This is a genomic window from Alloalcanivorax sp. C16-2, from assembly GCF_046507615.1.
GTDB classification, from domain to species: domain Bacteria; phylum Pseudomonadota; class Gammaproteobacteria; order Pseudomonadales; family Alcanivoracaceae; genus Alloalcanivorax; species Alloalcanivorax marinus_A.
The window spans coordinates 205,493-232,479 of sequence record NZ_JBKFTL010000002.1 but is presented as its reverse complement, the minus strand read 5'-3'; the positions used below and the strand labels follow the sequence as shown (position 1 = coordinate 232,479).

24 protein-coding genes and 1 tRNA gene are annotated in these 26,987 nt (G+C 64.0%); 22 read left to right on the top strand and 3 right to left on the bottom strand.

Features of this window, described 5'->3' with window-relative positions; genetic code table 11:
- The first annotated feature begins 58 nt into the window (after nt 1-58).
- The 9 genes from ACLD02_RS11300 (at nt 59) to ACLD02_RS11260 (ending at nt 7,953) form a co-directional block, all read left to right on the top strand.
- A tRNA-Arg gene (locus tag ACLD02_RS11300) sits at nt 59-135 on the top strand.
- Between the two features lie 111 nt (nt 136-246).
- Nucleotides 247-765, top strand: a complete 519-nt coding sequence (locus tag ACLD02_RS11295; protein ID WP_203102059.1) for a sigma-70 family RNA polymerase sigma factor — start codon at nt 247-249, stop codon at nt 763-765.
- On the top strand, nt 765-1,739 hold the full coding sequence (locus tag ACLD02_RS11290) for a FecR domain-containing protein (protein WP_410298742.1): 975 nt from the start codon (nt 765-767) through the stop codon (nt 1,737-1,739). The genes ACLD02_RS11295 and ACLD02_RS11290 overlap by 1 nt, the downstream gene beginning before the upstream one ends.
- Before the next feature lie 83 nt (nt 1,740-1,822).
- A complete protein-coding gene (locus ACLD02_RS11285; protein ID WP_410298741.1) occupies nt 1,823-4,210 on the top strand; it encodes a TonB-dependent siderophore receptor in 2,388 nt (795 codons plus the stop codon).
- Between the two features lie 5 nt (nt 4,211-4,215).
- Nucleotides 4,216-5,070, top strand: a complete 855-nt coding sequence (locus tag ACLD02_RS11280) for an alpha/beta hydrolase (RefSeq protein ID WP_203102072.1) — start codon at nt 4,216-4,218, stop codon at nt 5,068-5,070.
- Between the two features lie 85 nt (nt 5,071-5,155).
- On the top strand, nt 5,156-6,118 hold the full coding sequence (arsS, locus tag ACLD02_RS11275) for an arsenosugar biosynthesis radical SAM (seleno)protein ArsS (RefSeq protein ID WP_203102080.1): 963 nt from the start codon (nt 5,156-5,158) through the stop codon (nt 6,116-6,118).
- On the top strand, nt 6,115-6,807 hold the full coding sequence (locus ACLD02_RS11270) for a TIGR04283 family arsenosugar biosynthesis glycosyltransferase (RefSeq protein WP_410298740.1): 693 nt from the start codon (nt 6,115-6,117) through the stop codon (nt 6,805-6,807). The genes arsS and ACLD02_RS11270 overlap by 4 nt, the downstream gene beginning before the upstream one ends.
- A 7-nt stretch (nt 6,808-6,814) precedes the next feature.
- Complete coding sequence (locus ACLD02_RS11265) at nt 6,815-7,429, top strand: TIGR04282 family arsenosugar biosynthesis glycosyltransferase (RefSeq protein WP_410298739.1); 615 nt, start codon at nt 6,815-6,817, stop codon at nt 7,427-7,429.
- A 170-nt stretch (nt 7,430-7,599) separates the two neighbouring features.
- Complete coding sequence (locus tag ACLD02_RS11260; RefSeq protein ID WP_238400894.1) at nt 7,600-7,953, top strand: Hpt domain-containing protein; 354 nt, start codon at nt 7,600-7,602, stop codon at nt 7,951-7,953.
- A 658-nt stretch (nt 7,954-8,611) separates the two neighbouring features.
- On the opposite strand, the gene fdxA is transcribed toward ACLD02_RS11260, so the two are convergent.
- On the bottom strand, nt 8,612-8,941 hold the full coding sequence (gene fdxA, locus ACLD02_RS11255; RefSeq protein WP_161384470.1) for a ferredoxin FdxA: 330 nt from the start codon (nt 8,939-8,941) through the stop codon (nt 8,612-8,614).
- A gap of 155 nt (nt 8,942-9,096) precedes the next feature.
- The gene (gene mutS, locus ACLD02_RS11250; RefSeq protein ID WP_410298738.1) at nt 9,097-11,658 is read right to left on the bottom strand and encodes a DNA mismatch repair protein MutS; all 2,562 of its coding nucleotides are present in this window, start codon (nt 11,656-11,658) and stop codon (nt 9,097-9,099) included.
- A gap of 241 nt (nt 11,659-11,899) precedes the next feature.
- On the opposite strand from mutS, the gene ACLD02_RS11245 reads away from it, so the two are divergent.
- The 11 genes from ACLD02_RS11245 (at nt 11,900) to ACLD02_RS11195 (ending at nt 23,339) form a co-directional block, all read left to right on the top strand.
- The gene (locus ACLD02_RS11245) at nt 11,900-12,352 is read left to right on the top strand and encodes a helix-turn-helix domain-containing protein (RefSeq protein ID WP_410298737.1); all 453 of its coding nucleotides are present in this window, start codon (nt 11,900-11,902) and stop codon (nt 12,350-12,352) included.
- Complete coding sequence (locus ACLD02_RS11240; protein WP_410298736.1) at nt 12,352-12,915, top strand: PIN domain-containing protein; 564 nt, start codon at nt 12,352-12,354, stop codon at nt 12,913-12,915. Before ACLD02_RS11245 ends, ACLD02_RS11240 begins: the two co-directional genes overlap by 1 nt.
- A 119-nt stretch (nt 12,916-13,034) precedes the next feature.
- Nucleotides 13,035-13,304: a CopG family ribbon-helix-helix protein gene (locus tag ACLD02_RS11235; protein WP_410298735.1), complete on the top strand. Its 270-nt coding sequence runs from the start codon at nt 13,035-13,037 to the stop codon at nt 13,302-13,304.
- Nucleotides 13,305-13,443: 139 nt separating this feature from the next.
- Nucleotides 13,444-13,578, top strand: coding sequence for a hypothetical protein (locus ACLD02_RS11230; RefSeq protein ID WP_410298734.1), 135 nt, complete (start codon nt 13,444-13,446; stop codon nt 13,576-13,578).
- 10 nt (nt 13,579-13,588) lie between these two features.
- Entirely contained in the window at nt 13,589-15,073 is a 1,485-nt protein-coding gene (locus ACLD02_RS11225) for an N-6 DNA methylase (protein ID WP_410298733.1), read from the top strand.
- Nucleotides 15,070-16,266: a restriction endonuclease subunit S gene (locus ACLD02_RS11220; RefSeq protein ID WP_410298732.1), complete on the top strand. Its 1,197-nt coding sequence runs from the start codon at nt 15,070-15,072 to the stop codon at nt 16,264-16,266. The genes ACLD02_RS11225 and ACLD02_RS11220 overlap by 4 nt, the downstream gene beginning before the upstream one ends.
- A 6-nt stretch (nt 16,267-16,272) precedes the next feature.
- Complete coding sequence (locus ACLD02_RS11215) at nt 16,273-19,671, top strand: DEAD/DEAH box helicase family protein (protein WP_410298731.1); 3,399 nt, start codon at nt 16,273-16,275, stop codon at nt 19,669-19,671.
- A gap of 303 nt (nt 19,672-19,974) precedes the next feature.
- The gene (locus ACLD02_RS11210) at nt 19,975-21,186 is read left to right on the top strand and encodes an MFS transporter (protein ID WP_203102103.1); all 1,212 of its coding nucleotides are present in this window, start codon (nt 19,975-19,977) and stop codon (nt 21,184-21,186) included.
- A gap of 16 nt (nt 21,187-21,202) precedes the next feature.
- Complete coding sequence (locus ACLD02_RS11205; protein WP_410298730.1) at nt 21,203-21,547, top strand: cyclophilin-like fold protein; 345 nt, start codon at nt 21,203-21,205, stop codon at nt 21,545-21,547.
- A gap of 15 nt (nt 21,548-21,562) precedes the next feature.
- Nucleotides 21,563-22,474 carry a LysR substrate-binding domain-containing protein gene (locus ACLD02_RS11200; protein ID WP_203102107.1) on the top strand — a complete coding sequence of 304 codons (912 nt, stop codon included), beginning with the start codon at nt 21,563-21,565 and terminating at the stop codon, nt 22,472-22,474.
- A gap of 112 nt (nt 22,475-22,586) precedes the next feature.
- Nucleotides 22,587-23,339, top strand: coding sequence for an SDR family NAD(P)-dependent oxidoreductase (locus ACLD02_RS11195; RefSeq protein ID WP_203102109.1), 753 nt, complete (start codon nt 22,587-22,589; stop codon nt 23,337-23,339).
- A gap of 33 nt (nt 23,340-23,372) precedes the next feature.
- On the opposite strand, the gene ACLD02_RS11190 is transcribed toward ACLD02_RS11195, so the two are convergent.
- The gene (locus ACLD02_RS11190; RefSeq protein ID WP_410298729.1) at nt 23,373-24,128 is read right to left on the bottom strand and encodes an AraC family transcriptional regulator; all 756 of its coding nucleotides are present in this window, start codon (nt 24,126-24,128) and stop codon (nt 23,373-23,375) included.
- Nucleotides 24,129-24,238: 110 nt separating this feature from the next.
- On the opposite strand from ACLD02_RS11190, the gene ACLD02_RS11185 reads away from it, so the two are divergent.
- Nucleotides 24,239-25,639 carry an MFS transporter gene (locus tag ACLD02_RS11185; protein ID WP_203102113.1) on the top strand — a complete coding sequence of 467 codons (1,401 nt, stop codon included), beginning with the start codon at nt 24,239-24,241 and terminating at the stop codon, nt 25,637-25,639.
- A 139-nt stretch (nt 25,640-25,778) separates the two neighbouring features.
- Nucleotides 25,779-26,984 carry an MFS transporter gene (locus tag ACLD02_RS11180; RefSeq protein WP_410298728.1) on the top strand — a complete coding sequence of 402 codons (1,206 nt, stop codon included), beginning with the start codon at nt 25,779-25,781 and terminating at the stop codon, nt 26,982-26,984.
- Nucleotides 26,985-26,987 lie beyond the last annotated feature (3 nt).

The following is a 26,987-nucleotide window of genomic DNA, read 5'->3' as shown; positions in this document are numbered from 1 at the left end:
TGCGCTCGCTCCATTCCGAGCACTCGGACAGGTGAATGCAGGACAACGGTTTTAGAAAGCCCCGGTAGCTCAGTTGGATAGAGCGAGCGCCTCCTAAGCGCTAGGTCGCAGGTTCGACTCCTGCTCGGGGCGCCACTTCCTTTCGGGTGATGCCCGCCTTTCTTGTAATGAGACTGATTCGCGTTTAATGTGTGGCTCGTCACACCGTGCCGCCTGGCAGGGTCCGTCCAAGAGCCGCCGTGAATCATGTCCGCCTCCGACCCCGAAGCCTCCCGTTTCACCACCCTGTACCGTGATCATCACGGCTGGTTGTACCACTGGCTGCGCCGCCGGCTGGGATGCACCGAGCAGGCCGCGGATCTGGCCCAGGACACCTTCGTGCGGGTGCTGGCACGGGGCGAGCCGGTCACCGGCACCGCACCGCGCGCTTTTCTGGGCACCATCGCGCGGGGGCTGGTGATCGATTTCTGGCGTCGAAGCGCCCTGGAAAAAGCCTACCTGGAAGCCCTGGCGCAACTGCCACCACGAACCTGTCCCTCCGCCGAGGCCCGTCACGAGGCGTTGCAGATGCTGGAGCGCACCGCCGCCATGCTGGATGGTCTCAAGCCCCGTGTGCGCCAGGCGTTCCTGCTCCATCAACTGGGCGGACGGACCCACCGCCAGGTGGCCGAGGCACTGGGCGTGTCCACCCGCAGCGCGGAGCGGTACGTGGCGGAAGCGCTGATGCACTGCTACCGGCTGCGTTACCAACTGGAGGAGGGGTGATGGCGCTGGATCGGCACACGCCGTTGCCGGAATCCGTGGTGCGGGCGGCGATCCAATGGCAACTGCGTCTTGATGAAGCGGAGGACCCGGCATCGCTGCGCGAGCGCCTTCGCGAGTGGTGCACGGATCATCCTTCCCATGCTTTGGCCTGGGCGCGGCTGTGCGAGCTGCGCGGCGATTTCCGCGCCATGCTCGACAGCCTGCCGGAGCGAGGCATGGCGGTGCCCGTGTTGCGCGACGCCGCCGTCGACCCGCGCCGGCGCCGTGCCTTGAAGGGGCTGCTGGCGCTGATGGTGGCGGCGCCGGTGGGGTGGTCCGCCTATCGACACTCGCCGCTCAGCGCCGACCTGCGCACCGGCGCCGGGGAGCAGCGCCGGTTGACCCTGGAGGATGGCACCCGCCTGTTCCTGAATACCCGCTCCTCGCTGGACGTGCGTTATGACGCCAGCGAGCGGCGCCTGGCCCTGCACCATGGCGAGATCTGGGTGCGCAGTGGCGCCGATGGGGGCCGACCGGTTCCCCGGCCATTGCGGGTGGCGCATGAATTCGGGGTATGCGAAACCCTCGACGCGGACTTTCTGCTGCGCGACGTGGGCGACGATCACGCCACGCTCTGGGTGGCTCGCGGCGTGGTAATCGCGACGCCCCGGGGCGGCGCGGCGCGACACTGTGGCGAGGGGACGGGGTGGCGCCTCTCCGACAACGCGGTGACGCCGACGGCGCTCCGTGAACATCCCGACGACTGGACCCGGGGACACCTGATGGTGGACGACATGCGCCTGGGGGATTTTCTCGCCGAACTGGGCCGTTACCGCAACGGGTACACCGGCTGCGACCCGGCGGTGGCCGGCCTGCGTTTGTCCGGGGTATTCCAGCTGCGGGACCCGGATGCCTTGATCGACGATCTGGCGCGGCTGTTGCCGGTGGCGGTGGCATGGCGCACGCCCTGGTGGGTGAAAGTGGAGGCGGCCTGAAAAAAGTTCGGAAAGTCTGTCGGGTTTCGCCGGCGGGTTCGGTTAAGGAAAGGACACGTCCTTAATCGACAACGGAATCCATCATGTTCTTGACCGCTTGCCCTTTCGATGGCCGCCAGCACTGGCGCCGTCACGCTCTCGCCGCCGCCTTGGCCCTGACCCTGGGCGGCCCGGCCCTGGCCGCGACGCCGCCCGGTGAGCCGGCGCCGGCCGTGCTGAACGCCATCGACATTCCCGCCGGGCCGCTGGCGCCGGCCCTGAGCCGCTTCGCCGAACGCACCGGCATCACGCTGTCGTTCTCGCCGGGTCTGACCCGCGACCGCCGCACCGGCGGCGTGCGCCAGCCCGCCTCGGTGCGCGACGGGCTCAACCAACTGCTCGCTGGTACCGGCCTGGTGGCCGAGGCTGGCGACGGCGGTTACGTGGTGGTGCCCCTGGAAGGCCGGACCCATGCGTTGGAGGCGGTCACCGTGGACGGGCAGGGCGAGGAGGCCAATGGCCCGGTAAGCGGGTACCGCGCGGACCAGAGCCTTACCGCCACCAAAACCGGCACGCCGATTCTGGAAACAGCCCGCAGCATCAGCGTGGTTACCGCCGACCAGATCGCCGACCGCAAGGCTGGCAGCGTGGAGGAGGCGGTGGCGTACACCGCCGGCGTCAGCATTGGCGATTCCGGCCTGGACCCGCGCTTCGACCAGATCAAGGTGCGCGGTTACGCGGTCACCACCGACGCCGACTTCCTGGACGGCCTGCGCCAGCCCAACACCGGCTGGCTGTCCTACTTCACCAGCGAGCCCTATGCCCTGGAACGGGTGGAGGTGCTGAAGGGGCCGTCCTCGGTGTTGTACGGCCAGATCAGCCCCGGTGGCCTGGTCAACCGGGTCAGCAAGCGCCCCAGCGCGCAGGCGCGCCAGGAAGTCGGCGTGCAGGTGGGCAGCCACGATCATCGCCAGGCCCAGTTCGACGTAGGCGGTCGCGCCGACGATCAGGGCGAGGTGTTGTACCGGCTGGTGGGCGTGGCGCGGGATGCCAATACCGACATTGAGCAGGTCGACAACGACCTGACCCTGCTGGCCCCCTCCTTGAGCTGGCGGCCGGATGAGGACACCCGCTTCACCCTGCTGACTCAGTACAGCGACCGGCTGACCAGTGGTTCGCCGCGCCCCTACCAGGACGGCGACACGCTCACCCGCTTCTGGGCCGGTGACGAGGACTTCGACAAACTGGATCAGCGCCAGTGGCTGCTGGGCTATGAGTTCGAACACGCCTTCAGCGATACGGTCAGCGTCCAGCACAACCTGCGCTACGGCAACGTGGACACCACCAACCAGTATCTCAGCGTCACCGGCGTCAACGCCGGCAACGCGGATCTGCTGGACCGGGTCAGCTACGGCATCTACGAAACCATGGAGTCGGTGACCACCGACACCCGCCTGGTCACCGAACTGGATACCGGAGCGGTCCGCCACACCCTGCTCACCGGCGTGGATTACGCCTGGTTGAATTACGACGTGGAATACGCCTCCGGCGCCGCGCCCTCCATTGATCGCACCAACCCGGATTACGACCAACCGGTGGCGCGGCCGGATCAGGTGTTCGCCGACCAGACCGGTATTTCCCATCGCGGCGGCCTCTATCTGCAGGACCAGATGGCCATCGGCCAGTGGCGGTTGTCCGCCGGCCTGCGTCAGGACTGGCTGCAAACCCGCAAGGAAGATCACTTGAACCTGGCCCGCACCAAGACCCATGACGACAAGACCACCGGTCAGCTTGGCGCGCTTTACCTGTTCGACAACGGCCTGGCGCCCTACGCCAGTTACGCGCAATCCTTCCTGCCGCAAAGCGGCACCAGCCTGGAAGGCGATGCGTTCGATCCCTCCGAGGGGGAGCAGTTCGAGCTGGGGCTGAAATACCAGCCGCCGGGCAGCGGCACCCGGCTTACCGCTTCGCTCTACCAACTGACCCGCAGCCACGTGCTGACCCAGGACCCGCGCAACGTGGCGTTCAGCGTGGAGACCGGCGAGGAGCGTTCCCGGGGCGTGGAACTGGAAGCCGTTTCCGATCTTTCCGACGCCCTGAGCCTGACCGCCGCCTACGCGTACAACGACGCGGAAATTACTGAAAGCAACGATGGCGACGAAGGCAACCGACCCACCAACCGGCCCCGTCATCTGGCCAGCCTGTGGATGGAATACCGCCAGTTCGGCGGGATGCTGGACGGTCTCGGCGTGGCCGGTGGCGCGCGCTATGTGGGCAGCGGTTACGACGATGCCGCCAACACCCGCAAGAACGAAAGCTATACCCTGGTGGACCTGGGCGCCCACTACGACCTGCGCGGCGCGCTGGCCGGGTTCCGGGTGGGGGTCAACGCCAAGAACGTCACGGACAAGGAATACGTGGTTTGCGAGGCGGGCTATTGCTACCGGGGTGCCGGCCGCAGCGTGATCGGCAGCGTCAGCTACTTCTGGTGAGGGCAATGGCCATGATGATCCTCACGGATTCCTGGCGGGCGGTGATGAGCCTGGCTCTGGTGGCGCTGGCGGTCAGTGCCGCCGCCGAGCCGGTGGCGCTCAGCGGTACGCGCGAATGGCAACTGCGCAACGCCGACGGCGATGCCTATCGCATCATGATCAGCGAGCCCCAGGGCGAGCTGCCCTACACCGGTGGCTACCCGGTGCTCTATGTGCTCGACGCCAACGCCTATTTCGCTTCTCTGCATGAGGCCAAGCGGGCGCAAAAGGCGTGGCGGCGGGCGTTGATCGTGGGTATCGGCTACCCGGGAGACGAACCGCTGAATTTCCGGCGCCGTTCCTATGATTTCTCGCCGCCGGTGCCCGAGGAGCGCAACGATCCGCCTCAGGGCGGCCAGGACAAGCTGCTCGATTTTCTCGCCAACACGGTGATGCCGAAAGTGGCCGCCGAATACCCGGTGGACCCCGGCCAACAAAGCCTGTACGGCCATTCCTTCGGCGGCATGTTCGCGGTCTACGCGTTTTTCACCCGGCCCGGGCTGTTCGACCACGTGGTGGCCGCCAGCCCCAGCCTGTGGTGGCACGACCGCTATCTGCTGGCCCCGGAACACCACTTCAGCGAACGGGTGAAAGCCGGCGACATCGATGTCACCCACGCCAGCCTGGCGCTGATTCTGGCGGAACGGGATTCGCCCCAGGAAATTCAGGATGCCGGCGCCCTGCAACGGCGGCTTGAGCCGCTCTCCGGCCACGGGCTGCGCGCCAGCATGACGGTGATCGACGGTGAGGATCATATGTCGCTGCCGTTTCGCATCGAGAACCGGGTATTGAGGGAGGTGCTCACCGCGCGGCGCCGTTAGCGCCGGGCCGGGTTTTGACGTAACGTTTCCTTCCAACATGCATCCATGGGGGCATGAACGCGGTCCCTACCCCGAGGAGCACGCCATGAAGGACACCCGGCCCCTGTTGCTGCGCAGCCGAACGGATTTCCCGCCGTTGCGCCGGCGGCGCACCCGCATTCTGCAGGTGAATCTGGGCTACCTGTGCAATCTGAGCTGCGTGCACTGCCATGTGAACGCCGGCCCCACCCGCACCGAGCTGATGAGCCGGAAGGTGGTGGAGCAGGTGATCGCGGTGCTCGATCAGGGCGAGGTACGGGTGTTGGATCTGACCGGCGGCGCTCCGGAGATGAACCCGCACTTCCGGGATCTGGTGCGCGCCGCCCGCGCCCGCGATGTCACCGTGATCGACCGTTGCAACCTGACCATCGTGCTCGAGGAAGGCTACCAGGATCTGCCCGAATTCCTGGCCGGGCAGGGCGTGCAGGTGGTGGCGTCGCTGCCGTGCTATCTGGAAGACAACGTCAACCAGCAGCGCGGCAAGGGCGTTTACCAGGGCAGCATCGAGGCGATTCGCCGGCTTAACGCCGCCGGCTACGGTGACAGCGAGGCGTTGCCGCTGGACCTGGTTTACAACCCGGTGGGCGCCCATCTTCCCCCTCCCCAGGCGGCCCTGGAAGCGGATTACAAACGCGAGCTGGGCGAGCGCTTCGGCATCCGGTTCAACCACCTGCTGACCATCACCAACATGCCGATCAGCCGTTTCGGCGCGGTGCTGCTGGCCCAGGACCGCTTCAACGATTACATGCGGCTGCTGCGCGACAGCCACAATGACGCTAACCTGGACGCGGTGATGTGCCGCGATACCCTGAGCGTGGACTATCGTGGCTATCTCTATGATTGCGATTTCAACCAGATGCTGGATCTGCCCCAGGGTGGCGGCGAGCGCCACCCGCATCTCGAGGAGTTGCTGGCGGCGGACAAGGACGGCGAAGGCATTTACGTGGCCGATCATTGCTTTGGCTGCACCGCCGGCGCCGGCAGCAGTTGCGGAGGAGCGCTGGAATGAGCCTGAGCGTGGTGATCCCGGTGCTGGACGAAGCCAAATGCCTGGAGGCTTTCCTGGCCGGCTTGCGTGAGCGCCTGACGGAGGATGACGAAATCATCGTGGTGGACGGCGGCAGCCAGGACGGCAGCCCGCTGATCGCCCGCCAATACGCCGACGTGGTGTTGCACTGTGATCGTGGCCGGGCGCGCCAGATGAACCTGGGCGCTGAGCGTGCCAAAGGGGATTGGCTGTGGTTTCTGCACGCCGATTGCGGCCGGGTCAAACGCGGTCATCTGCGTGCCCTGCGGGCCCTGCCCGAGGACGCCCTCTGGGGCCGCTTCGATGTGCGCCTCTCCGGTGACCACCGGCTGTTCCCGATGATTGGCCATGCCATGAACCTGCGCTCGCGCTGGACCGGCATCGCCACCGGCGACCAGGGCATCTTCGTGCGCCGGGATCTGTTCCTGGAACTGGGCGGCTTCCCGATGCAACCGCTGATGGAGGACGTGGCGCTCAGCACCCGCCTGCGCGGCCGCGCCAAGCCGGTGTGCCTGCGCCCGCGCCTGGAGGCGGACAGCCGCCGCTGGGAGGAGAACGGCGTGCTGCGCACCACCCTGCTGATGTGGCAGTTGCGCTGGCGCTACTGGCGCGGCGAGGACCCGGCGCGGTTGCACCGGGACTACTACCGCCACCATTATTATCAACGCTGAGGCCGGCATGGGCGGCGAGACCCTGCTGATGGTGTTCGCCCGGGCTCCCCGCCTGGGCCAGGTGAAAACCCGCCTGATTCCGGCTTTGGGCGAGCAGGGCGCGCTGGCGGTGCACCAACGGCTGCTGGATCGGACCCTGACCGAGGCCGCCGCCTTCGCCGGCCCGGCCCGGCTGATGCTGGACCAGCCCGACGAGACCCTGGCGCGGCGTGCCGCCGCGATCAATCTCTCCGTGGGTTACCAGCAGGGCGCGGACCTGGGTGAGCGCATGGCCCGCGCCCTGGCCGCCGGCCTGGCCGACCATGCCCGGGTGTTGCTGGTGGGCTGCGACTGCCCGGTGCTGGATCAGGCTTATCTGGCCCTGGCCGAGGACCGCCTGCGGCACGGTCGGGTGGTGCTCGGCGCCAGTGAAGACGGCGGCTTCGTGCTGATCGGCGGCGGCGACGCCAAGGTCTGGCGGGCGGACCGTTTCGAGGGTGTGCGACTCGGTGGTGGTTACGCCCTGGCGGACACCCTGGTGGCCCTCAACGACGAAAGCGGCGTGGAGGTCCTGCCGCCCCTGTGGGACGTGGATCGTCCCGAAGATGTGCGCAGAGCCCGGAATCTGGGCGTACTTCCCTGAAATCGTCTCATATTATGAGACGGAAACCGTGAGCTACGCGGTTGCCCCCCCTATACTCGAAATCGCGGATATGCCTCCGGTCGTGGTTCCGGTCGGAGAGCCCGAGGCCCAGCGTCCGGGTGTCGGCGCGGTTGGAAGAGGGCGCCATCTTCGACTCAAGGGAGTGACACATGCAACAGCCTCCAGTGCTGGATGAGACCGTGCTCGCGGAGCTACGCGAGGTGATGGGCAGCGACTTCGAGACCCTGGTTGAGTCCTATGGCCGCGACGGCGGCCAGCGTCTGGCCGCCCTGCGCCAGGCGGTCGCCCAGGGCGACGCCGATCTGGCGCGCCAGCAGGCACACAGTTTCAAGGGTAGCAGCGGTAATCTCGGCGCCCGGCGGGTGGCGGCGCTGTGCCTGGAGCTGGAACAGCTGGCCCGGGCCGGCGACCTGGCCGCAGTGGACGAGCGCCTCGATCCCCTGGAAGACGCCTTCAATGAATCCTGTCGCTCACTGCGCGCTCTCACCGCGGTAGCGGGTTGACGGCCGGTCGCCGTTTGGCACGCAAAAAAAACCCCTCTTCCAAAGGGGGTGGAAGAGGGGGGGTTGTGAGCGCTATTTCTAGCGCCTTGGGGGGATACCTTCGATGCCTTGAATGCTACAGGTCACAATCCGCGGGTGCAGTAAAAAGCAGTGAGCGATTGTAAAAAGTTGACGTTCTTGTAACGGGAGTCTGTTGCAAGATTCGCGCTGGGATCACTTTCCGGACCCTGGCAATGGCCATCGTTTGTAAGAGATATCTTACAAGACTGTAAGCATTTCTACCAATCTTCTGTCCTAGTATGCCCTCAATTTCCAGGGGGCGAATCGCTAAGTCATTGATAAATCAGAGAAAGAGCCGGTGGGGCTGATTTCCGGGCAGGAAATTTTATAGATCTTTAACCCTCGGTAACGAAACGGGTTGCTATAGTGGTTTCCGTGTTCAGGGATAAAGAGCACAGGGATTGGCTAAGGATGGCGGACACGGAAGTCCAGGTGAGCGCAATCGGGTAAGGACGACTCGACGCAAAAAGGGCGGCAGGATGCCGCCCTTTCTCATTTCCGGCCCACCGGGCTTGTTTCAAGCCGCCGGTTTCAGACCACTGGCGCCGCGGACAGTGTTCCGGCCGGCGCGCCGCCCGCCGAAACACTCACGCCTGACTCACCATTCCTTGACGAGTTTCTCGCGCTTGTTGGCCACGCCGTCCCATTCGTCGGCGTCGTCCGGGGAGTCCTTCATCTCGGTGATGTTTGGCCACTTCTCCGCCAGCTCGGCGTTGATCTCCAGAAAATCCTGCTGATCGTCCGGCAGCTCATCCTCCGAGAAGATGGCGTTCACCGGGCACTCCGGTTCGCACAGCGCGCAGTCAATGCACTCGTCCGGGTGAATGACCAGGAAGTTGGGGCCTTCATAGAAGCAATCCACCGGACATACTTCCACGCAGTCCGTGTGTTTGCAGTTGATGCAGTTTTCACCTACTACGAACGTCATTAGCCTGTCCTCGCCAGGTGTATTCTCGTCTCGTTCCGGGGCCGGAGCCGCATATTAGCAGACACCGATGAACTTGGGGGCGGCGCTAGTCTACCGGACTGCCAGCCTCAGGCAAGCGCCGCAACCCGTCCCTGTACGCATATGGATATAACGCGTCACCCTTTGCCCAACGCCTTCAACGCGTACAACCGCTCCAGCGCCTGCCGGGGCGTCAGCTCGTCCGGGTCGATATCCGCCAGGGCTTTCTCCACCGCGCCGGGCGCGCCGAACAGATCCGCCTGGGCCGGCGCGGTGGCCGGGGCCGGGGCCGCCGACTTGGGTCGCTCGCCCTGTTCCAGCTCGCTCAGCTTCTCCGTGGCGCGGTGGATCACGCCCGCCGGCACCCCGGCCAGTTGCGCCACCTGCAAGCCGTAGCTGCGGCTCGCCGGCCCCTCCTGCACCCGGTGCAGAAACACGATGCGGTTGTTGTGCTCGCTGGCGGTGAGGTGGGCGTTGTACACCCCGGGCAATTGCTCCGGCAGTTGCGTCAGTTCGAAGTAATGGGTGGCGAACAAAGTGAACGCCCTGAGATTACGCGCCAGGTGCTCCGCCGCCGCCCACGCCAGGCTCAGGCCATCGAAGGTGCTGGTGCCACGACCGATCTCGTCCATCAGCACCAGGCTTTCCGGGGTGGCGTTGTTAAGGATGTTGGCGGTCTCCGACATCTCCACCATGAAGGTGGAGCGGCCGCCTGCCAGATCGTCGGAGGAGCCGATGCGGGTAAAGATGCGGTCCAGCTTGCCCACCCGGGCGCTGGCCGCCGGCACCGCGCTGCCGATATGGGCGAGCAGGGCGACCAGGGCGGTCTGGCGCATATAGGTGGACTTACCGCCCATGTTCGGGCCGGTGATGATCACCATGCGGCGCTGGTCGTCCAGATGCAGGCTGTTGGGCACGAACGCATCGTCCAGCACCTGCTCCACCACCGGGTGGCGGCCATCGACGATCTCCACCACCGGTTCGGTCACCAGCTGCGGCTGCACCCAGCCCAGCGCCTCGGCACGCTCCGCGAAGGCGGCCAGCACATCCACCTCGGCCACCGCCGCGGCGCTCGCCTGCAGCGGGCCCAGGTCCGCCGCCAGGGTCTCGATCAACTGCTCGTAGAGCCGCTTCTCCAGGGTCAGCGCCTTGCTCGACGCGGACAACGCCTTGTCCTCGAACTCCTTGAGCTCCGGCGTGATGAAACGCTCCGCGTTCTTCAGCGTCTGGCGACGCTGGTAATCCATCGGCGCGTTGTCCGCCTCGCGGCGGGACAGCTCGATGTAATAGCCGTGCACCCGATTGTACTTCACCCGCAGGGTAGAGAAGCCGGTGCGCTCGCGTTCCCGGGTCTCGATATCCACCAGCACCTGGCCGGCGTTTTCGCTGATCGAACGCAGCTCGTCCAGCTCCGCGCTGTAGCCCTCGGCGATCACGCCGCCATCGCGGATCAGCATCGGTGGATTCTCGATCACCGCCTGGTCCAGCAAGCCGGCCTGCTCCGGAAATTCATTGAGCCGCTCATGCAGGCCCTGGAACGCCTCGTGGTCCGGCAGCGCCGCGTGCAACGCCGGCAACGCCTCCAGACTGGCGCGCAGGCGGGTCAGGTCCCGGGGCCGCGCCGAGCGTAACGCCACCCGACCCAGAATCCGCTCCATATCGCCGATCCGGTCCAGCACCTCGCGCACCGCCTCGAACCGCCAGCCATCGCGCAACGCCGCCACCCGCTGCTGGCGTTCGCCCAGCACCGTGCGGTCGCGCAATGGTCGATGAATCCAGCGCTTCAGAAGGCGCGCCCCCATGGCCGTCTCGGTGCTGTCCAGCACCCAGGCCAGGGTCGGCACCTCGTCGCCGTTCAGGGTCTCGGTCAGCTCCAGATTGCGGCGCGTGGCCGCGTCCATGGCCACGCCGTCGTCGAACGCCTCCATGGCCAGACCCGTCACATGGGGCAGGGCACTGCGCTGGGTATCCCGGGCGTACTGCAGCAACGCCCCGGCGGCGGCCACCGCCACCGCCGGCGGCTGCCCGAACCCGGACAAATCCTGCACCCCGAACTGCTGGCACAACTGGCGCACCGCCGCCTCGCCGTCAAACTCCCACGGCGGACGCTTGCGGCACCCCGGCCGCTCCACCAACGACGCCGGCAGACCATGGTCCTCGCACACCAGCAACTCCGCCGGCTGCCAGCGCTCCAGCAACGCCTGCAACTGCTCGTGGCCCTCCACCCGGGTCACCACGAACCGGCCCGCCGCCACATCCAGGCTCGCCGCGCCCACCGCCGGCCCGTCCTCGAACAACGCGCACAGCAGCGTATCCCGGCGCTCCTCCAGCAACGCCTCATCGCTCACCGTCCCCGGCGTCACGATGCGCACCACCTTGCGCTCCACCGGCCCCTTCGCCAGCGCCGGATCGCCGACCTGCTCGCAAATCACCACCGACTCGCCCAGCTTCACCAGCCGCGCCAGATAGCCCTCCGCCGCGTGATACGGAATCCCGGCCATGGGAATCGGCTTGCCATTGCTCTGCCCGCGCTGGGTCAGCGTGATGTCCAGCAACCGCGCCGCCTTCTGCGCGTCGCCGAAAAACAGCTCGTAGAAATCCCCCATCCGGTAGAACAGCAACTGATCCGGATGGTCGGCCTTCAGGCCGAGATACTGCTTCATCATCGGGGTGTGGCCGGAAAGGTCGTCCATTGCCATAAGCGCGGTATCGCCTGTTTTCTGAAAAGAGTGGAGCGGCTCAAGGGCAGGGCGCGGGAACGCTGGCTGTAGGAGCGGCTTCAGCCGCGATCCCACCCAAACGGAGCCAAGCGCGAAAGAATAGCAAACCCTTGCGCATGGCTCTATTAGAGGGCGCGGGCACAGCGTTTCGTTTATTGCGATTTTCGTTTGTTTCGAATACTTTATGGATATCGCGCGATATCGCTGTCAGAGGTAACCCATGAACACCGCGCAAGATCACGACAAGCTCCCGGACCCCCAGGCTGCGGACCTGGCCCGGGAAAGCGCCGCCGCCCTGGCGCGGCTGCTGAAGGACCACCCCCGGCAGGATCGTGCCAGGGTGCGCATGGACGACACCGATCTGGTGCTGCCCCGGCACGCCCTGGAACTGCTGCGCAACATCCTCACGGAAATGGCCCAGGGCAATGCCGTCACCCTGATGCCGGTGCACGCCGAAGTGACCACCCAGGAAGCGGCCAATCTGCTGAACGTCTCCCGCCCCCACCTGGTCAAGCTGCTGGAGGAGGGTGCCATCCCCTTCACCCGGGTTGGGACGCACCGACGCATCCGCTTTCAGGATGTCATGGCGTATCGGACGGCTCGCGCCGCCGAAAGCGAAGCCGCGCTGCAGGCGCTGGCGGATCAGGCCCAAGAGCACGATATGGGGTACTGATGCGCTTTTCGGTCATCTACGACGCCTGCGTTTTGTACCCGGCTCCGCTCCGCGATTTTCTAATTCGGCTGGCGCTATCGGGTTTGTTCGCAGCGAGATGGTCGGACGATATTCAGAACGAATGGTCCCGGAATCTGCTGGAGGACCGACCGGAACTCGCCGGACATCTGCCTCGCACCATCGAATTGATGAACCAGGCCGTGCCGGACTGCCGAGTTACCGGCTACGAAAACCTGATCGCGGGGCTGACATTGCCAGACCCCGACGACAGACATGTACTCGCGGCGGCCATTGTGGCCGGTGCTCAACTGATCGTTACCTTTAACCTAAGAGATTTTCCAGAGGCCGTGCTGGCGAGGTTCGGAATAGAGGCAGTTCATCCGGATGATTTTGTTGTTCAGCAGTTCGATCTTCACGAAGCAAGGGTTATTGAAACGGCGAAAAACCATAGGGGTTCGTTGAAAAAACCTCCGAAAGGGGTGGAAGAGTATCTTGAGACGCTGGCCGCTCAGGGCCTGGTCGTGACCGTCGATAGGTTGCGGGAATATGAGGGCTTTATCTAAACGCGGAGCCAAGTGCGAAGGAATAGTAAACCCGTGAGCACGGCTTTATTGGCGCGACAGGGAGGATGGACGGAAGCCCCGCACGTGCCTAGGGTATTACCTTTCGATACGAGGCCGCCATGGCAACCTCCATCAAAATTGACGACGAGCTGAAAGGCCGCGTCCGGGCACTGGCCAGCCAGCGCCGCCGCTCACCGCACTGGATCATGCTGGAAGCCATCAGGCAATATGTGGCCCGCGAAGAGACCCATGAGAGCTTCAAGCGGGAAGCCCTGGAGTCCTGGCGGTCCTACCGCGAGACCGAGCGCCACCTCACGGTCCAGGAAACCAATGAGTGGCTGGAGTCCTGGGGCCGTGGCGATAAGGCGCCACCCGGGTGCCACGAGTAATCGTCACCGAAGGCGCCGTTCGGGGACTGGCGCGGTGCCGGGCCATCCTGGAAGCCGGAGAATTGTCCGCCCGTGCCGGCCAGGCCATCGCGCGGCCTATGCGAGTGCTGGAGACCGCGCCGGACATGGACCGCCCGGCATGATCGAGAAAAAGATCGTTCTGATCGACGGCCAGGAACTGGCCAGGCTGATGATCCAGTACAACCTGGGCGTGGCCACCAAGGAAACCTACGACGTCAAACACATCGACAGCGATTACTTCAACGAGGAATAACAGCAACCCCATGATCACCGGCGAACTCAAATCCAAGGTCGATAAAATCTGGGACACCATGTGGTCCGGCGGCGTCTCCAACCCGCTGTCCGTGATCGAGCAGCTCACCTACCTGCTGTTCATCAAGCGGCTGGATGAGATACATACCCGCCAGGAGAACAAGGCGCAGCGCTTCAGCAAGACCATCGAAAACCCGGTGTTCGGCCCCGACCAGGACCACCTGCGCTGGTCCCGCTTCAAGGACTTCGCCCCGGAGGACATGTTCAACACCGTGCGGGATCAGGTGTTCCCGTTTATCAAAACCCTGGGCAACAAGGGTGAGGAAGACGGGGAGGGCGGCAGCACCTACACCCACCACATGAAGGATGCGCTCTTCATGATGCCCACCCCGCGGGTGTTGGCCAACGTGGTGGACCAGCTCGACAGCATCGATATGAGCAATGCGGACACCAAGGGCGACCTGTACGAATACATGCTCGGCAAGATCGCCAGCGCTGGCCAGAACGGCCAGTTCCGCACCCCGCGCCATATCATCAAGCTGATGGTGGAGATGACCGCGCCCACCCCCAAGGATGTGATCTGCGACCCGGCCTGCGGCACCGCCGGTTTCCTGGTGGCGGCCTCCGAATACATCCAGCAGCACCACAGCAAGGCCATCTACAAAAACGACGAGGCCCGCCGCCGCTTTAACGAGGGCACCTTCCACGGCTACGACTTCGACAGCACCATGCTGCGCATCGGCAGCATGAACATGCTGCTCCACGGCGTGGAAAACCCGGACATCGGCTACAAGGACTCCCTGGCCCAGGCGGACGACCTGGACGAGGAGAAATACTCCCTGATCCTGGCCAATCCACCCTTCGCCGGCAGCCTGGACTATGAATCCACCGCCAAGGACCTGCTGCAAACGGTCAAAACCAAGAAAACCGAGCTGCTGTTCCTGGCCCTGTTCCTGCGCCTGCTGCAAACCGGCGGCCGCGCGGCGGTGATCGTCCCCGACGGCGTGCTGTTCGGCTCGTCCAAGGCCCACAAGAGCCTGCGCAAGATGCTGGTGGAAGAGCAGAAACTGGACGGGGTGATCTCCATGCCTTCCGGCGTGTTCAAACCCTACGCCGGGGTCTCCACTGCCATCCTGCTGTTCACCAAGACCAACTCCGGAGGCACCGACAACGTCTGGTTCTACAAGATGGCGGCGGACGGCTTCTCCCTGGACGACAAACGCACCCCGCAGCCGGACAAGACCGACCTGCCCGATCTGCTCGCCCGCTGGCAAAACCGGGAGAACGAAGGCGAACGCAAGCGCACCGAACAGAGCTTCCTGGTGCCCCGCGAGGAAATCGCCGGCAACGACTATGACCTGTCCATCAACCGTTATAAGGAAGTGGAGTATGAGGCGGTGGAATATGAATCGCCGCAGGTGATTTTGGAGCGGTTGGCAGAGCTGGAGGAGGAGATTTCAAAGGGGCGGAAAGAGCTGGAGGGGCTGCTCAAATGAGTTGGCAATCAGTTACTCTCGGTGATCACGCAGCTTTGATTCGAGGCGTTACCTATAAGCCTGCGGATATTCGAGATTACCTTGAGCATGGTGCAGTTGCGTGTATGAGGACTAAAAATGTCCAGGAGCAACTTGATCAATCTGACATTGTTGGAATTCCGGGGGAAATAGTTAAGCGCAGCGATAAGATACTCCGGGCTGGAGATATTCTGGTTTCCAGTGCAAATAGCTGGAATCTGGTTGGCAAATGTTGCTGGGTTCCTCAGCTAGATTATCAGGCAACGGCAGGAGGCTTCATTTCAATATTAAGGCCAAAGGACGAGAAGCTTGATAATCGCTATCTGTATCACTGGTTTTCATCTGGGGCGGTTCAGCACGTTGTTCGATCTTTTGGTAATAAGACAACGAATATTTCCAATTTGAGTCACAAGCGTTGTCTTGGCATGAAGATTCCTCTGCCTCCCCTGGACGAACAAAAACGCATTGCGAAAATTCTGGATGAGGCGGACGCGCTGCGGGCCAAGCGCCGCGAGTCCCTCGCCCAGCTCGATGCGCTCCTGCAATCCGCCTTTCTCGATCTCTTTGGTGATCCTGTTGAGAACCCCAAGAAATGGAAAACGTTACCCTTTTCAGAAGTTGGCTCCTTTAAGAGCGGAGGCACACCAAGTAAGGCGAATAACCTTTACTGGGGTGAGGGGTTTCCTTGGGTTAGCCCAAAAGATATGAAAGTCGATAGAGTATATGAATCCAAAGATTCAATAACTTCTCTGGCATTGTCAGAAACCAATATGAGGCTTGTTGATCCTGGCCATATTCTTATTGTTGTAAGAGGGATGATCTTGGCGCACTCATTCCCAGTTGCCGTCAACAATGTTTCGGTGGCTATTAACCAGGATATGAAAGCAATACGGCCGATTGAGAGTATTAATTCTGATTATTTGCTGTATTGTTTAAAGGCAAAAAAAAGGGAGGTTATGGATTTGGTGTCATCCGCAGGGCATGGCACTCGTAGGTTTGATAGGAATGCAATGAATGAGTTGCAAGTGCCTGTTCCAGATATTGCGCTCCAGGAAAAATTTTCGATTCTTTGTAATTCTTTGCAGAAGCAAAAGATTAGGTTGGTTAAGTATGCGGAAGAACTGAATGGGCTTTTCGGTGCTCTTCAAACTAAAGCCTTCTCCGGGGAGCTATAAAGCACGATGACCAATTTCGCCTTCCTGCCCAACGACTTCAAGGACTTGAGTCAGGCCGCCAGCCGGGCGGAAGGCCATATTCTCGGTGATCCCCGCGCCGCCTGCTTCCACGCCCGCTTCGCGCTGGAGGCGGCGGTGCACTGGCTGTATCGCCATGATGCCAGCCTGCGCATGCCCTACGACAACAAGCTGGGGGCGCTGCTGCACGAACCCACCTTTATGAACCTGCTGCCGGAGGCGGTGTTCCAGAAGGCCCGGGTGATCCAGAAGGTGGGTAATATCGCGGTTCACCAGACCAAACCGATCAAGGCCGAGCAGGCCATGCAGGTGGTGAAGGAACTGCACCATGTCTGCTATTGGCTGGTGCGGACCTACACTCCCAGTGCCTCCCGCGAAGGCGCGGCCTGGCGGGATGATCGGGTGCCGCAACCGCTGGATACGGACAAGGTGGTGCCGCGGGCTGAGTTGGAGGCCCTGGAGAAAGAGCTCGCAGCCCAGCATGAGGCGGCGCTCAAGCAGCAGAAAGAGCGCGACGCCCTGGATCAGGAGCTGCAGGCGCTGCGCCAGGAGCTGGCGGCCCTGCGTCAGGTCCGGGAGCAGGTGCCGGATAGTCACGATTACACCGAGGCGGAGACCCGCCGCTACCTGATTGATCTGGAGCTGCACCGGGCCGGCTGGCCGCTGGACCAGGAACAGGACCGGGAGTACGAAGTCACCGGCATGCCCAACAACAAGGGCATTGGCTATGTGGACTATGTGCTCTGGGGTGACGATGGCAAGCCGCTGGCGCTGGTGGAAGCCAAGAAGACCACCGTGGACGCCACGGTGGGCAAACAGCAGGCCAAGCTCTACGCGGACTGCCTGGAGGCAATGCACGGCCAGCGGCCGCTGATTTTCTTCACCAACGGCTACGACACCTGGCTATGGGATGATCAGGCCTACCCGGCCCGGGAAGTGGCGGGCTTCTACAAGAAGGACGAACTCACCCGCCTGATTCGTCGCCGGGACAGCCGCAAGCCGCTGGATGTGGCCGCCATCAACACCGACGTCGTTGAGCGCTATTACCAGAAGCGCGCCATCGGCAGTATTTTCGAGCAGCTTAAGAACGCACAACGTAAGGCCCTGCTGGTGATGGCCACCGGCACCGGCAAGACCCGTACCGCCATTGCCCTGGTGGACGTGCTGCAACGGGCCAACTGGGTCAAGCGTGCCCTGTTCCTGGCGGACCGGGTGTCGCTGGTGAATCAGGCGGTAAATGCCTTCAAGGCCCACCTGCCGGAATCCAGCCCGGTGAACCTGGTCACCGAGAAGGACACCGAAGGCCGGGTGTATGTGTGTACCTATCCGACCATGATGGGTCTGATCGATGCTAACAACGGTTCGGATACCGACGAGGCCCGTTTCGGGGTGGGGCACTTCGATCTGATCATCATCGATGAAGCCCACCGCTCGGTGTACCAGCGCTACCGGGCTATTTTCAGCTATTTCGACGCCATGCTGTTCGGCCTTACCGCCACGCCCCGGGAGCAGGTGGACAAGAACACCTATGACCTGTTCGATCTGGAACAGGGCGTGCCCACGGACGCCTATGAGCTGGGCAAGGCGGTCAGCGATGGCTACCTAGTGCCGCCCAGGGTGCAGCAAGTGGATCTGCGCTTCCCCCGGAAAGGCATCCGTTACGACGACCTGAGCGAGGACGAAAAGGCCCAGTGGGAATCCCTGGAGTGGGGTGACAATGTGCCCGAAGGCACCCTGATTCCGGAGCAGGTGGACGCTACCGCCCTGAACAATTGGCTGTTCAACGAGGATACCGTGGACAAGGGCCTCAAGCATCTTATGGAGCACGGCCATAAGGTGGAGGGTGGCGACCGCCTGGGCAAGACCATCATCTTCGCCCGCAACCAGGCCCATGCGGACTTTATCGCAAAGCGCTTCGACCACCATTACCCGAAACACGCCGGGCACTTTGCCCGGGTGATTTCCTACAAGGTCAAATACGTCCAGACGTTGATCGACGATTTCTCCCAGAAGGACAAGGCACCCCATATCGCCATTTCCGTGGACATGCTGGACACCGGCATCGATGTGCCGGAGGTGGTGAATCTGGTGTTCTTCAAGCCGGTGTATTCCAAGATCAAGTTCTGGCAGATGATCGGGCGGGGCACACGGCTGTGCCCGGACCTCTTTGGTCCGGGGGAGGACAAGGCGGACTTTCGTATCTTCGATTTCTGCTGCAACTTCGATTTCTTCAACGAGAACCCGGAAGGCATCGAGGCCGGCGGTAGCGAGCCGCTCAGTACCCGTGTCTTTCGTGCCCGAGTGAATTTGTTGGGTTTGTTGCAACTGTCCCCGGAGGCCGATCCGGAGGCCAAGGTGGCCGGTAACACCACGGAAGCGCTTTATCGCGAAGTGGCCGCCATGAACCCGGACAACTTTATCGTTCGCATGAAGCGCCAAGCCGTGGACCACTTCAAGGATCGCAAGCGTTGGGACCGGCTAAGCGAGGACGACCAGCGGCTGTTAAACGCGGAGGTGGCGACCCTGCCCACCGAGCTGGAGTACGACGACGTCGCTTCCCGCATGTTCGATCTCACCGCCTTGCGTCTGCAGCTTGCCGTGCTCACCGCCGACCAGGCGGCCTTTGAACGCTATCGCAAGCGGGTGGTGGAGATCGCCACCATGCTGGAAGAGAAAACCAGCATTCCCGCCGTTGCCCGGCAGCTTGAATACCTGCAGGCGGTGCAGGACCCGGCTTTCTGGGACGGCATGGACGTGCGCACCTTGGAAGAAATGCGGCTGCGTCTGCGCGGCGTGGTGCCGTTTCTGAACAAGAAACGGCGCGAGGTGGTGTACACGGATTTCGAGGACGAGGTCATGGGGGTACGCGATGGCACCGTGCTGCCACTGCCGAGGATGACCAGCGTGCAGTACGAGAAGAAAGTTCGGGAGTACCTGCGCAACCACCTGGATAACATTGTGATCCACCGGTTGAGAACCAACCGGCCGCTTACTGCCAGTGACCTGGAAGCGCTGGAAGATATGCTCGCTGGCCTGGGCGAGGATGACGGCAGGACGTTGCTGTCCGATCTGCTGGAGCGCACCGAAGCGCCTTCCCTGGCGCACTTTGTCCGTAGCCTGGTGGGCATGGACGAAGCCACCGCCAAGGACGCCTTCGCCCGTTTCCTGGACGATACCAGCCTCACCGCCCCGCAGATCCGCTTCGTGGAAATGATCATCGAACAGCTCACTTCACGGGGCGTAATGGAGCCCGCCGCGCTCTATGAGCCGCCCTTCAGTGCCTTGCATAGCGGCGGCCCGGAGGCGCTTTTTGCCGGAAGAGATACGGTGGTCGAGGGCCTCTTTGACGCACTGGATGGCTTGATGCCCGAGGTGAACGAAAGCTAGACGAAGAGAGGTATCGTGACCTGGGGCCATTGTTCATGCTCCATGGCCCATATCCCACCTTTCATGAATCCCATTCATGACTACATTCGATTGAGCCCGGTTTATTCATAGGCCGGCGCCATACTTAAATGGTCATCCAGGGTCATGCCCTCTCGCTTACGGCGCAGGACAACCCGCCAAAAGGAGTGCCGACGGTTCCGCCGGCGCTCTCCCATCGATCCGAAAACGTAAGGCAAGGCAATGACTCAGAACGGCCAAGACGAGGCGGCAGCTCGCATGCGCCGCCCGGGGCGCTGATCAGGCATGGTGGAGACCACGAAACAATCCGGCGACGGGCTGACGTTCGTCGCCGCCAGCCTGTCCCTGGTGATGGCCTACGCGGCGTCGGCGACGCCGATTCCGCTGTATGGCATTTACCAGGCGGTGGACGGGGTGAGCTACGGGGCGCTGTCGTTGAGCGCGGTGGTGTATTTCGCCGGTGCGGTGATGGCGTTATTGGTGTTCGGGCGGTTGTCGAACCATCTGGGGCGGCGCGCGGTGTCGTTGCTGGCGGTGGCACTGGCCGGGCTGGCGAGTGTCACGTTGATGACGGTGCATGAGGCGGCGCCGCTGATTATCGGGCGGTTGTTCCAGGGGTTGTCCTGCGGGTTGGCGTCCACGGCGCTGGCGGCGTGGCTGGTGGATACGGCGCCGGTGTCCCCGTCCTGGGTGGCGCCGGCGATTCTCAGTTGCGGGCCGATGACCGGCTTGACCCTGGGCGGGGTGGCGTCCGGCGTGATGGTGGAATACGGGCCGTCTCCGCGCACCTTGCCTTACCTGGTGATTCTCGGCGTGCTGGTGGTGTGCGCGCTGTTGCTGCTGCGCGGTCGGGAGACGGTGGCCGGTGAGCCGGGCTGGCGGGCGTCGTTGCGACCCCGGTTCGGGTTGCCGCCGTCGGCGCGCAAGGCCTATCCGGTGGCCGCCTGCACCTTTGTGTGCACCTGGGCGCTGGGCGGTTTTTACCAGGCGTTCGGGCCGATCATGGCCCGCGAGCAGCTGCATTCCAGCAATGCGCTGGCCGCCGCGCTGGTGTTCGCGTCGCTGATGGCGCCGAGCGTGATCGGCGCCTCCATCGCCGGCCGGTTGCGGCCTTCCAGCGCCCAGTGCCTGGGCATGCTGGCGTTCACCGCCGGGCTGGCGGGGGTGCTGCTGTCGTTGAAGCTGGGGCTGCTGGTGCCGTTCCTGATCACCAGCGTGCTGGCGGGTATCGCCCAGGGCACCACCCTGAGCGGCGGCATTCAGATGATGGTGGCGGGTACCGAACAGGAGGAGCGCGCCGGTATTCTGTCGGTGATCTACGCCACCTCCTACACCGGGGCGGCGGTGCCGACCCTGGTGGCCGGTCAGCTTTCCGGGCGGCTGAGCTTGCTGCAGGTGGCTTCCGGCTACGGGGTGCTGGCGCTGTTCGGCTGTATCGTGGTGTTGCTGGCCGCTGCCCGTCGCCGGCGCGCGACCGCCGCCGTTCAAGAGACTTAACACTCGGGAGTCGATCATGCGGCTTTATCTGGACATCGAAGGCATCACGCTTACCGCCACCCTGGACGATAGCGACAGTGCCCGGGACTTCGCGTCCCTGCTGCCGCTGGAGCTGACCCTGGAGGATTTCGCCGCCACCGAGAAGATCAGCGATCTGCCCCGGCGGCTGTCCACGGAGGGAGCGCCGGCGGGCATCACGCCCCGCGCCGGCGATCTCACCTACTACGCGCCCTGGGGCAACCTGGCCCTGTTCCACAAGGACTTCAAGCACGCCAGCGGACTGGTGAAGCTGGGCGCGCTGGATGGCGGCGTGGAGGTCCTGCGCCGGTCGGGGCCGCTCCAGGCCACCTTCCACCTTTAAGCAAGGAGGTACGGCGTGCGCGGGACGGAATTTGCTGAGCTACAGGGGTTCATGGCCATCGTTACTCATGGCAGCTTCGTGCGTGGGGCCGAGTCACTGAACATAACGCCATCGGCATTGAGCCAGAGCATGAAGGCGTTGGAGGCGCGCCTTGGCGTGCAGCTACTGCATCGAACCACACGTCGCGTTCGGCTTACGGAAGCGGGGGAGCGCCTGGCGGCGAGGCTGGAGCCCGCTCTTGGTGAGCTCTCGGCGGCGCTGGCCGATGCCTCGCTGCTCGCGGACCGGCCACGTGGGAAGATCCGTATCCATGCCATGCGTTTGGGGTCGCGGCTTTATCTGGAGCCGCATTTGCCCGAGTTCCTCGATGAATACCCCGAAATCAAGGTGGATGTGTGCGTCGACGATGCGGCCGTCGATACGGTGGCGGACGGCTACGATGTGTCGATTCGCCTTGGCGAGATGCTTGATCAGGATTTCGTGGCGTTGCCCCTTGGTCCGCCTATCCGGCAAATCGCCGCGGCGGCGCCCGATTATCTTGAGCGGTTCGGTCATCCGGCCAGCCCGGCCGATCTTCGCGATCATCGGTGTATCACTTGGCGTTGGCCCGGCCACCTGGGTTGCTATCAGTGGGAGTTCTTCAGGAATGATCGCTGGTTGCGGGTCACCTTGCAGGGCGTTCTGTCTTTCAACGATCAGCGTCTGGCGCTTGAGGCGGCTGTAAGGGGCGCCGGTGTGGCCTTTTGGGCCGAGGATCAGATCAAGCCCTATGTGGCACGAGGAGAGCTGGTGCCATTGCTCGAGGATTGGTCGGCGCCGTTCGAGGGCTTCTATTTGTGCTTCCCCAAGCAGAATCAAAAATCGTCCGTGTTGAGGTGCTTTATCGACTTCATGAAGGAAAGAAGCCCCTCTCCGCGAATTGGTTAGTAGTACTTAATAATGCATTCACTTTGAACGGGATTATTCATTGCTCCCCGGTCGTTACTGTGTCCGCTCGTGCCGCCAGCGAGCGGGCATTTCGAACTGTGAGGAGTGAGACATGAGTGATCTGAATCGGGAGTTTGAAGGAAAGGTGGTCATAGTGACCGGCGCCGCTGGCGGCGTGGGTGGCGAGACGGCCAGGCTATTCGCTGATCGTGGCGCCTGTGTCGTGGCGGAGGATGTCAAAGCAGGGGTGGTTGAGTTGGAAGACTATTCGGACCGTATTGTTACCTTGACCGGTGACCTGTCCGAAGAGACAACGGCGACTCGCGCGGTGGAGTTGGCGCTGCGGCGCTTTGGTCGTCTCGACATCCTGATCAATAACGCGGCGCGCATCATTAATAAGACCGTTGCCGAAATGTCCCTCGAGGACTGGGATTCGGTGCTCAACGTTAATTTGAGAGGGAGCTTTCTGCACTGCCGGGAAGCGATGAAAGTCATGATGCCGGCGCGGCGGGGAAGCATCGTGAACGTGGGGTCTTATGCGTGCCAGGTCGCCTTCCCGACGATTGGAGCCTATGCCGCGTCAAAAGGCGCCATCGCGCAATTGACGCGGGTTCTGTCACTGGAAGGCGCGCAATACGGTATTCGGGCGAACGTGGTCGCTCCCGGTGATATCGTCACCGGGATCCTTGATGATGTGATGCCGAACGGGCGTGACTTTCTTGCCGAGCATGGCAAGGGATCTCCCATTGGCCGCGCCGCCGAGCCGTCGGAGATCGCCGAGGTAATTGCCTTCGCGGCCAGTGATCGCGCCAGTTACATGACCGGGACCGTGGTCATGGCGGATGGTGGATACACCGCTGTTTAGCCAAGGTACATACCGGCGTCGCCTTCGCGTTGCTCACCCCACGAACCCGGAAGGCGTCTCCCCGGTCACCTGCCGGAACGCATAGGAAAACGCCGAGGTACTACTAAACCCCGCCAGCCCCGCCGCCTGGGCGATGGTCTTGCCGCGCGCGAGATGGTCGATGGCCATGACGATGCGCGCCCGTTGCCGCCAGGCGCGGAAGGTGAGGCCGGTTTCGGCGGGGAACAGGCGGCTGAGGGTGCGCACGGAGGTGGCGGCGCCGGCGGCCAGGTCCGGGGTGGTGAGGGCGAGGCCGGTGTCGGAGAGCGCCAGGTGGGCGACGCGCCGGCCCACGTTGCTGGTGGGCAGGGGCAGGTAGGTGGGGGCGTCCACCACGGTGCTGAGTTCATGGAGTACCAGTTGCGCGATGAGGGTTTGTTTGTCGGCGTCGGTGTTGGGGGCGAAGGCGGCGTGGATCAGTTCGCGCAGCAGCGGCGAGACGCGCAGGGCGAATTCCCGGTCCAGGTTGGCGTTGGGGGCCCAGCGCTGGATCGCTTCGGGGTGCCAGTGGAGCAGCCGCATTTCCGCCCCGGAGAGCACGTCCAGGCGGTGGGTGATGCCGGCGGGAATCCATACCGCCAACTGCGGCGGCACCAGCCAGCGGCCGGTGTCGGTGTAGATCTGGGTGGTGCCGGAGAGGGCGAGAATGAGTTGGGCTTCGTCGTGATGGTGGGCGCCGATGGTCTCGCCACGTTGTCGTGCCCGTTGGCGGGTTCGGAAAAGCGGGGCGGAGGTGGATTGGCGCTTCATCGATAATCGTTGGCGTAAAGTGTGAATGCGCTGATGCTAGCATGGCCCGATTGTGATGGTCGACCGGGTGCTCCGGGCCGGCGGTCCGGTCTCGGGAGCCCTTTATCCAAATGCGTGACACCACCTCTGCGTCGTCGTCTTCCCCGTCCTTGATTGGCGACGGTTTGCCGCCTGGCGAGCGGCGTTGGGCGGCATTGGCCGTTTTGCTGGGTATTGCCCTGAGCAATCTGAGCACGGCGGTGGTGAACATCGCCTTGCCGGACATGGCCTTGTCCCTGGGCGCCAGCGACGCGGCCACGGTGTGGGTGGTCAACGGCTATCAGCTGGCGGCGGTGGTGTGTTTGCTGCCGGTGGCGGCGATGGTGGAGGCGCTGGGTCTGAGGCGCTTGTTCATTACCGGTTTGACGGTGTTCACCCTGGCGTCGTTGGTGTGCGCGGTGGCGCCGACGTTGGGCACACTGGTGGCGGCCCGGGTGTTGCAGGGGGCCGGCGGCGCCTTTCTGTCGGTGGCCGGGGTGGCGCTGGTGCGGGTGATATACCCGCGCCATCTGGTGGGCAAGGGCATGGCGTGGCTGGCTCTGGCGGTGGCGGTGCCGGCGGCGCTGGGGCCGACGTTCGCGGCCATGGTGCTGGCGGTGGCGTCCTGGCCCTGGGTGTTTCTGATCAACGTGCCGCTGGGCGTGGTGGCGCTGTGGTTGTTCTGGCGGACGATGCCGGGCAGCGCGCGGACGCCCCATCGGTTCGATGCCCTGGGTACGCTGCTGAACGCACTGGCTTTTGGTTTGCTGGTGGTGGGCGTGGGTACCTTGGGTGGTGGTGATACGCGCTGGGCGGTGGCGGAGATCGTGGTCGGATTGCTGTGTTTCGTGCTGTTGTTCGTTCAGCAGCGCCGCCATCCGTCGCCGATGCTGCCGTTTGATCTGCTGCGGCTACCGGTGTTTTCCCTGGCGCTGCTGACCTCGTCCTGTTCCTATACGGCGCAGATTCTGGCCTATGTGTCGTTGCCGTTTCTGTTCGAGCGGGTGCTGCAGATGACGCCGGTGCAGAGCGGGCTGCTGATCACGCCCTGGCCGTTGACCACCGCCGTCGCTGCCCAGTTGGCCGGGCGGTTGGTGGTCCGTTATCCGGCGGCGGTGCTCAGTAGTCTCGGCTTGGGGATTATGGCGGCGGGCCTGGTGCTGATGGTGTTTCTGCCGACGGAGCCGGCCTATTGGCAGATTGGTTGGCGCATGGCGCTGTGCGGGGTCGGCTTCGGTCTGTTCCAGACCCCCAACAACACCGCCATGATGACCACCGGCCCGGCGTCGCGCAGTGGCGCCGCCTCCGGCATGAACGCGGTGGCCCGGTTCGCCGGCTGGACCCTGGGTTCGGCGCTGGTGACGCTGTTGTTCGCTCTGGGCGGCGAGCGCGGGCCGGCGTTGTGCCTGGCGGTGGGCGCCACCTTCGCTGGCGCCGGCGCGGTGGCCAGCGCCGCGCGCCGCTGGCGGGAAGTGCGCGCGAACGCGGTTTGACGCCCACATTATCCGAGCGCCGGCCTCGGCCCGTGCCCGGGTTGTGCGGGCGGGTTCTTTAGCCGGTTCAAGAATGTTTGTCCGTGGTGATGAATCAGGAAACAATGCCTGGCTTTGCCATTGGCCGGGGATAACCAGGATGAACGATCGGAGTTTCGAGCTTCCCGAACACGTACAGCGGGGCAATATCTGGCGGCTGTCGGTGTCCCAGGCGCTGGCCGGCGCCAACGCGGTGGTGGTGTACGCCACCGGCGCCATCGTCGGCGATGCGCTGGCGCCGTCGCCGGTGCTGGCTACCTTGCCGGTGTCCATCTTCGTGGTGGGCATGGCGGCTTCGATCATGCCGGTGGGGATGGTGGCCCGGCGCCATGGTCGGCGCACGGCGTTCTTGCTCGGCGCCGGGGCCGGTGTGCTGGCTGGCCTGGTGGCCACGGTGGCGGTGTTGGTGGCGTCGTTCTGGCTGTTCTGCCTGTCCACTTTCTTTGGCGGTGCCTACGCGGCGGTGGTGGTGTCCTACCGGTTCGCCGCGGCGGACGGTGTGGCGCCGGCGCGGCGGGCGCGGGCCCTGTCCCTGGTGATGGCCGGCGGCGTGGCCGCCGGGGTGATCGGGCCCCAACTGGTGACCTGGACCATGGATCTGTGGCCGCCGGTGACCTTCTCCGCCACTTTCGTGGTGCAGGCGGTGGTGGCGGCGTTGTCCGCGCTGCTGTTGCTTGGCGTGCGCCTGCCGCCGCCCTCGGCGGCGGAGCAGGCCGGTGGCCGGCCATTGGCGGTGATCGCCCGCCAGCCGCTGTTCGTGGCGGCGGCGATTTGCGGCGCCGTTTCCTACCTGGTGATGAACTTCCTGATGACCTCGGCGCCGCTGGCCATGCATTTCTGCGGGCACTCCCAGGCGTCCGCCAATATGGGGCTGCAGTGGCACGTGATCGCCATGTACGGGCCGAGCTTTTTCACCGGCAATCTGATCACCCGCTTCGGCGCCGGCCGGGTGGCCGCCGTGGGCCTGGTGCTCACCGGTGTGTCCGCCGCCGTCGGTTTGATGGGCGTCGAGGTGCTGCACTTCTGGTGGATGCTGGTGCTGCTGGGCCTGGGCTGGAACTTCGGCTTCCTGGGCGCCTCCGCCATGGTGCTGGAATGCCACCGCCCGGAAGAGAAAACCCGGGTGCAATCCCTCAACGACTTTATCGTCTTCGGCCTGATGGCGCTGGGCTCGTTCTCCTCCGGCGGCCTGCTCAGCGCCTACGGCTGGGAGCGGGTGCTGTGGGTGTCGTTCCTGCCCCTGACGCTGGCGGCCCTGGCGCTGCTGGTGGCGCTGCGCCGCCGGGCGGCGGCGCCAGTGGGCTGATCG